Here is a 7,019-nt window from a genome sequence, read left to right as displayed (position 1 = left end):
GCCGCCATTTCGAACGCGATTTCGGCCATCCGTTCCTCGACTCGCAGCATGCTCCGCGTCGTATATCGGGTATCTTCTGCTAAGTGAGCCACAGCGCCGAGGGCGACTAGTTCGGGTGAGGCTTCGACGCGTGCTATCAGGTTTCGAAACTGCGCGCCGTCGTCGATGTAACGGAAGACCTCACGAGCTATGTCGCATCGCGTGAAGGTCGACTGCCGGCGGGTCAGATTGTCGAAAAGGATCTCGGGACGTTGTTCAATCCTCCGGGCGTTGCGTTCGCGGACTTGCTCCAGTTGCCGGAAGCGCTCCGGCTGCTCGCCACGAGCAGGCATCTCGTCGACCGCACGGCCCATGTGGCTGGTCGGCTCCAGTCGGACGCCCTGGTCTTTATAACTCCGATGGTCGATCCGAATGTCGAGCCCCGACCGCAGCAGGTGCTGATTCGCCAGATCGGCCCAGTGCTCGCGCCACTCTCCAAGTAGCTCCCGCCGGTTCCATTCCGTCACCTTCAGGCCGAAGCCGTCAGGCGTCAGCTCCCGCATCGTGAGCATCACGTGCGCATGCGGATTTCCCTGGTCCCAATGAACGTTGAGGTCGGCAACCATCCCGCGTGCGACAAACTCGCGCTCAACGAACTCGCGCGCGAGCGCGATCGCCTCTGACCGGTTCAGCTCCTCGGGAAGCGCAAATTCACCCTCGCGGGCGAGCGGCGCGTCGCGCCGTTTTTCGCCGGCCTCGACCGCATTCCAGAGCAGCTCGCGGTCGCGAACCCACTCTGGGGTTCCGTCCGGAGCGAGGATTTCGGAATGGATGACGTCGGGTTTGGCCGCGTAATCGAAGGTGAGGTCCTGGCGATAGTCGTGAATCTGGGAGGCGGAGCGATAGGCGGCGGCGGCGACCGCGCTGCGTCCTTTGCTGCGGCTGATGACCTTGGCGGTGAAGTGGTAGATGGCCATTACTGCTTTCCGCGCTCGCTCTTTTCCGCGCTATGTCGCAAGCGACATATAACTGCGCTCTCGCTTCGTGACTTCGGACCCTAGCTGCCTGCTCGGTGGCCGGCCTTCCTCCCTATTTGGATGTCCTGGACCTGAGGGGTTGGACTTTGCGGAGGCGGACCCGCACCAGCATCTCGGGCCGGCGGAAGTAGATCGCCCGGCCCGACCAGAGTGGCGCGGCGTTGCGGATGAGCACGATCTGCTCATCATCGTGAGTTCGCCGCATGATCTCTTCGGGCTTGATGAGCCGCCGGGCGACTTGCTGGCGGCTGCTCGACTGCTGGCGCGAATGCGAATTGTAGTCGCACCACGACGCTCCGCTTCCCCCCGCGAACGAATCGCCGAGCGCGGTGAACGCACCGCAGGCGCGGGAGAGCATTTCCGCGGTCTCGAGATCCTGAATCGACGCGAAGCACTTCAGAAACTCGGAATCGGACCAGGCTGGCTGCCCCGCCTCGCCGAAACTCCCGCGCATCTGTCCGAGCGACTGATGGAGCAGGCGGAGATTGACGCCGTAGTTGCACTCGGCGTCGCGCGCGGTTCCAGAATGCTCAAGTAGCCGAGCCGCGCTACCATCGAGCAGGAACAGAATCCACCCTCCTATCCGCCCGCGTGCCTGGTACACGCAGTTCAGCAACGCGCCGAGAATGACGCGTACCGCTTGACGGCGAGATAGCGGCTCCGGCCACGTGTTGGCATGGAGTACCATCATCAAGCTGAGGCCGAATCCCACAAGGATCGAGTAGCCCATGAGGCCGTTGTCCCAGATTCCGACGAGGGCGATTGGAACCGTGGCGGCGAGCATCAAAGGGTAAAAAATTCAGGGCGACGGACCTAAACCGAAGGCCCGGTCCCCGATCTCCTTCCAGCGCCGCCGTGAATCTGCCGCGTTGGGAGTTCTCAGCACCCTGGCGCCTGTAGTGAGCATTCCGAGCAGGACGGCGGGTTCCTCGGCGGCGAGGCCGGCTTTGATGATCAGCCCGCCGAGCTGGATCTTGCGCCGCGTCTCGGCCTTTCGATCCGCGGTAGTGATCCGAGCCCTACGCATCTCGGTCCGGACCAGCGCCCTGCGGGTGTTGCGGAGCGTTCGTGCCGCGTTGCCGTTCAGACTTACCGGACCGAAATCGGAGGCCCGCGTCGCGCCATTGCGCGAGACGTGCGCTGCAGCTTGCAATTGCTGCCTTGAGCTCGAGGAAGAGGCCGGTGAACACCGTGTCCTCGGTTTCGAGCACGCCGAGCCTACCGATTTCCTCTCTTCGTTGTGCCGCCAGTTCGGATAGCCGTTGAGCCAGACGCGCCTGTTCTGCCTTGAGTGAGGCGATCCGGGAACCGTAGTCAGCCATTGTTGATACCTGTGAGCTACCCCGGTATTGTTGCTAAGAAAAATTATGCAATTATATAATTAGTGTCCAGAAGAAGAATCGCTTTCGATCCTACGCCGGAAAGCGCGACGGCTCTCCTGCGCGGAGTGCTTCCGGCTGCTTATGCGGCACAGCTTCGGGATGCTGTCTTCGCCGCGCAGGCCCGCTATCACGATCCGGACTTTCTCTTGAGGCGAATATTGGCGTCGAGTCGCCCGCCAGATGTCGCGCACCGCCTTTTCCGCTTCCTCTGAATGCCGCTCCAATTTCGATCTCATCTTCCGCTCCTTCCGCGGTTAAGATGAGCGTCCATTCGAGGAATTCGATCGCCGCCACATGGCCGGCTTCGCCATCCGAAATTCGTTGCCCTTCGAGAGGACAGAGCACGACAAGTCACGCGAGATGGCCATTCAGAAGAGGATCGCTGAAGCAAGAGCGTTCGACTCGACCCACCTTCGGTCCTATCCTTATATCGTTTATGGGTGGACCCACATGAAGTCCCCGACCTCACACCTCTTTGGAGGCTCACCTCGCGCACAAATCACGCGTGGCGATTCGGGGTTCGGAACCTGGGAGATGGCGACTCGTGCTCCTCATCCTGAACTACAGGCGTTTGTGCTCGGTTATCTGGGCCTAAAGAGCAGGATTGATCTGGCACGCGAGCGACATCTGCCATCCGGCGAGGTGGAGTTGTTGCTGAATCTGGGTCAGCCTTTCCGCGTGCTGCATCCTGCCTCAGGACGGCACTGGACAACGCACCGCGGCGCGGCCGTTATCGGGGTTCACGACTCTTACGTCCTTACCGAAGAAACAGGAGCGCAGCACGTTGTCGTTGTGCGCCTCAGACCAGCCGGAGCGCACATCCTCTTTGACCTTCCGATGCATGAGCTTGCGAACGGCTTCGTCGAACTTGATGAGGTCAACTACGAAATCGCGCGTATCCTCCCAGTTGCACTGTATGCGGATGATTGGGACAAACGCTTCTCCACATTGGATTCGATTATCGCCGAGCGGATCGATCGCGTCCGGGCGCAAGCTTTGCGGACCGCGTGGGCTTGGCAGAAGCTTTGGGATGCGGATGGGTTGCTCAGCATCAGATCGTTGGCGAACGAGGCGGGATGTAGCCAGAAGCACCTGATCGCGCAATTTCGAGACTACGTCGGGATACCTCCCAAGGCCGTCGCGCGTGTTATGCGCTTCAATCGCGCGATCAAATCAATTGAGCGAGGTGGACCGGTTGATTGGGTCCAGCTCGCTCTGGATTGCGGCTATTACGATCACTCCCACTTTATCCGCGATTTCAACGCATTTGCCGGATGCACTCCGACAGAACTCTTGCAGTCCCTGGCCGGCCCGAGTCTTCGGGCCGATCACCCCGGCGGCAGGTAAATTTTCTACAAGACATCGCTCTGATCACTTCGTAGATTGCTAGGGTCTCCCGTCGGCAACTCTTCAAGGACGGGCTATGGAGGTTATCGTGGCTCAAAATGAATCCCAGCCCTGGCAGAGCCCGAGCGTGGTTCCCGGAGTCGTGTACGACGATGTGCCCAAAGCGATTGAGTGGCTCACCCGCGCGTTTGGATTTCGCGAACGGAGCGAGGCGCGACTCACCGGGAAGGGCTTCGTTCTTACCTGGATGGAAATTGGTGATGGTCTGATCGGCGTATCGAGTACGGGTGGTCACGATGTCCACGGCCCGATGAGCGCCGGCTACCTAACGCAGTCCGTAAAAGTTTACGTTGATGACGTCGATCGTCATTACGCACGTGCGAAAGCGGCGGGTGCCGGAATCATAAGCGAAATCGCGGAGGGTTTCTGGGGAGGCCGCTACTATCGTGCGACTGATCGGGAAGGCCATCACTGGGAATTCTCACAAATCGGCCGAGAGCTCTCCGCAGACCAATGGAAACTCCCGCCAGGAATCAAAATGGGCGTATGAACACCTCAAGGAACGCCGCTTTCGAATTGCTACGAACACACGTACTTCTGGGCGCAAAGGGAGAGACCAAGACCGGCAAGATTCCCGCGGCCTTTGGTCACGCGCAGAAGACCGGTGGATGGTTTGTGGGCGCTGCACAGATCAATAAGCCTGCGCGATGGTGGGAGATTCATCCGCTAGGTGACGAGATTCTCTTTCTTGCGTCCGGCGAAGTAGCAGTGACGATCGAAGCAGGCAGGAGACATCGCGTCATCAAACTTCATCGAGGTGAAGTATGCGTGGTGCCGCGCGGCACGTGGCATCGCGTGGACGCCGTTCAGGGGGGTGAATTGGTGTTCGTTACTTTTCAGAAAAAGACGCGAAACCGGCTAATTTGACTCCGGATCGAAGGACGGCGACTCTCGGCAATCAGACACAACGCACCGCGTCGATGTTCGAGAATTAAGGGTTCAAGATCGTCACTCCGTTTGCCAAGACGATCCACCGAACCAGCAGCTTGATGCGTTGTGCGTACCGAAAACCCAATCCGGCGTGACGTGAGTGGCAGACTATGATCACCTGGTGGTGTTCGGAGAGGCGGACTTGCGCCGCGTCCTGAAGAGTTACGCCTCGTACTACAACTCGGTCCACACTCACTTATCGCTGAACAAGAATTCTCCGCTTTTTCGACGCCGGCAAAGCGTCGGCAATGTCATGTCGATTCCGATCCTTGGCGGGCTGCATCATCAATATGTTCGGGTTTAAGTTTTCGCTAAGGACAGGTAGTTTCGTCAAAGTTCATGGTCAGCCATCGATAATATTCCGGGGCCTGCCAATAGCGGGGACCCCAGCTCCGATCGCGCATCCCAAGAGCACCAAGCCGATATTCGCTCGAATCGCCGGGACCGTCCAGTGTCAACAGTCCGATGACGCAACCTGGTTGCTCGAAATGACCTTTCGAGAATCGCTGACTCGGATCGGTATCGTCCTTTATAGACTGCCAACCGCTGATCGTTTGCTCACGCAACTCGCAGCCCCAACCCGGCGAGCTCGCGAGGCAATCAATCTCGAAGGTGGCGTTTGAGAATGGATTCTTCTTGAAGGCAGCTGCGCCGGATCGGACATCTCCAACGGATTCTTCAGACTGCAAACCTTTCGGCAAGAGATTGTCCGCTGGTGCTCGAACGGTTTGACGATCTCGAATTTGAGGCCGCCGACATCGTGCACATCGTTGTTGGCGATGCTGGGACGCTGGAACACAAAGCCAACGGTGCCGTTCGGGAACATGGGAAGGGCCGGGAGCAAGGACGCATCAAGGTTGTGAATATGCGCGGCATTTTCGGCTCTCTAAAGGCCTAGCAACGGGCGAAGTTTCGCGGTCACGTCCGCAACCACCTCCATCGGCGCTTTACTCGCAAACTGAGCGCGACGCGCCACCCAATCGGCGCTCTTTACATGGTCGGCTAAAACCACGCCCGAGACGGCTGAATTTTTGGGCAGGGCGACCTCGAACGGGTAGCCTTTGGCTTGATTTGTAATAGGACATACGAGGGCGAGACTCGCGCGACGATTATAGGCCGCGGGCGAGAGCACCAACGCCGGACGCCGCCCTGCCTGTTCGTGCCCAGCCTGCGGATCGAACGCGAGCCAAAGAATATCGCCACGGTCCGGGACGTAGCGGGCCGGGCTCACCAGCTCTCGCTACCGACCGGCGAGCCCCAGTCAGTCTCTCCGTGGCGGTTCTTTGGCGTGATGCCGGCCACCAACTCGCTCAGGCTATACTCGCGATGGGCGGGTGCGAGGACGAGATTTCGCCCGGAGACCCTCACCTCAACATTCGCCCCTTCATCAAGTCCCACTTCCTTTGCGGCGGCTTTGGGGATTCTGACGCCGAGACTATTACCCCATTTCGCAACCCGTGTGCGCAAGATCGACCTCTCTCTATAGGCTCACTGAGATATACAACGGATATACACCAAATTTCGACCATTCACAAAGCACCGCCTATCTCACCGTTGCGCGGCTCCGCTCAAGACCGACGAACCCTGAAAAACCGCAAATGTGCGCGGCTAGACGCGCACGCGCGGACCGCGAGAAAGCCACAAAGATAGGGTCGCCGACGTGAGCATTGAGGCGCGATTGAATAAGAGTCCGATGAAGACTTGGTCAACGCTTTATCACTGAAATCGCAGGCGCGCGGCGGGAGGTCCGGGCTGCCAAGTTAAGAGTTGGTCGACACTAGCACGGGAGCGTGACCAGCGAGAATTATTCCTACTTGGTGATGTCCTTCGCGAGTTCGCTCATAAGCAGCCTGAGAAGTGTGCCCACTTCTGTGTCCTATTTGTGTACAAATCGGTAGTTTTTCAGAGTGGTCGTTATCAATTGGCGCTCATCGTCAAAAGGCACGAAACCCTTGGCGGATAGGGGTTCGACGCATATCGAGTGCGACTAAGTGGCATCTGTGAAAATTGCCCTCGAATCGGCTGCCATCAGTACGAAGTGGCCGAGCAGATGCGGTACCACGAGCCCCGGGTCGCCAACTTGCAACCGCACTCTAGGAGCTGTCGGAGGTCTCGCAAATCGCCCCACATTCCGCGAGGCGGCTGCAGTAGAGGACATCTACTGCAGCCGCCTATCATTGCTACTTACACGGCAGGTCAACGAATGCGATCGCCGCGGATAGACCCTAAGTCGTGAATCTAAAGGTCTAAGGTTTTCATGGATACATCGCCGATGCAGATACCG

The 7,019-nt window shown here is 58.9% G+C and carries 9 protein-coding genes and 1 pseudogene; 5 read left to right on the top strand and 5 right to left on the bottom strand.

All coding sequences use genetic code 11. The features are described 5' to 3' along the window. From mobQ to VGI36_21490, 4 genes and pseudogenes are all read right to left on the bottom strand, one after another. Positions 1 to 956: MobQ family relaxase (gene mobQ / locus VGI36_21505; protein ID HEY2487728.1), on the bottom strand; the 956-nt coding region annotated here is incomplete at its 3' end. Positions 957 to 1,068: 112 nt separating this feature from the next. Next, on the bottom strand, positions 1,069 to 1,800 hold the full coding sequence (locus VGI36_21500) for a type IV secretory system conjugative DNA transfer family protein (protein ID HEY2487727.1): 732 nt from the start codon (positions 1,798 to 1,800) through the stop codon (positions 1,069 to 1,071). Positions 1,801 to 1,815: 15 nt separating this feature from the next. Then, positions 1,816 to 2,169 carry a conjugal transfer protein TraD gene (locus VGI36_21495; GenBank protein HEY2487726.1) on the bottom strand — a complete coding sequence of 118 codons (354 nt, stop codon included), beginning with the start codon at positions 2,167 to 2,169 and terminating at the stop codon, positions 1,816 to 1,818. Between the two features lie 312 nt (positions 2,170 to 2,481). Beyond that, a pseudogene (locus VGI36_21490) lies at positions 2,482 to 2,634 on the bottom strand (IS3 family transposase). Between the two features lie 214 nt (positions 2,635 to 2,848). On the opposite strand from VGI36_21490, the gene VGI36_21485 reads away from it, so the two are divergent. The 5 genes from VGI36_21485 to VGI36_21465 all read left to right on the top strand — a co-directional run bounded on the left by VGI36_21485 (position 2,849) and on the right by VGI36_21465 (position 5,633). Continuing rightward, on the top strand, positions 2,849 to 3,745 hold the full coding sequence (locus VGI36_21485) for a helix-turn-helix domain-containing protein (protein HEY2487725.1): 897 nt from the start codon (positions 2,849 to 2,851) through the stop codon (positions 3,743 to 3,745). Between the two features lie 88 nt (positions 3,746 to 3,833). Next, on the top strand, positions 3,834 to 4,295 hold the full coding sequence (locus VGI36_21480; protein ID HEY2487724.1) for a VOC family protein: 462 nt from the start codon (positions 3,834 to 3,836) through the stop codon (positions 4,293 to 4,295). After that, entirely contained in the window at positions 4,292 to 4,672 is a 381-nt protein-coding gene (locus VGI36_21475) for a cupin domain-containing protein (GenBank protein ID HEY2487723.1), read from the top strand. Before VGI36_21480 ends, VGI36_21475 begins: the two co-directional genes overlap by 4 nt. A gap of 163 nt (positions 4,673 to 4,835) precedes the next feature. After that, positions 4,836 to 5,039: a hypothetical protein gene (locus VGI36_21470; protein ID HEY2487722.1), complete on the top strand. Its 204-nt coding sequence runs from the start codon at positions 4,836 to 4,838 to the stop codon at positions 5,037 to 5,039. Between the two features lie 411 nt (positions 5,040 to 5,450). Beyond that, the gene (locus VGI36_21465) at positions 5,451 to 5,633 is read left to right on the top strand and encodes a hypothetical protein (GenBank protein HEY2487721.1); all 183 of its coding nucleotides are present in this window, start codon (positions 5,451 to 5,453) and stop codon (positions 5,631 to 5,633) included. 329 nt (positions 5,634 to 5,962) lie between these two features. On the opposite strand, the gene VGI36_21460 is transcribed toward VGI36_21465, so the two are convergent. After that, complete coding sequence (locus VGI36_21460; protein ID HEY2487720.1) at positions 5,963 to 6,202, bottom strand: AbrB/MazE/SpoVT family DNA-binding domain-containing protein; 240 nt, start codon at positions 6,200 to 6,202, stop codon at positions 5,963 to 5,965. Positions 6,203 to 7,019: the final 817 nt, after the last annotated feature.

It is taken from the genome of Candidatus Binataceae bacterium (assembly GCA_036495685.1).
GTDB lineage: Bacteria > Desulfobacterota > Binatia > Binatales > Binataceae > JAFAHS01.
The sequence above is the reverse complement of the archived record's forward strand: the minus strand, read 5'-3'. Positions and strand labels throughout refer to the sequence as shown.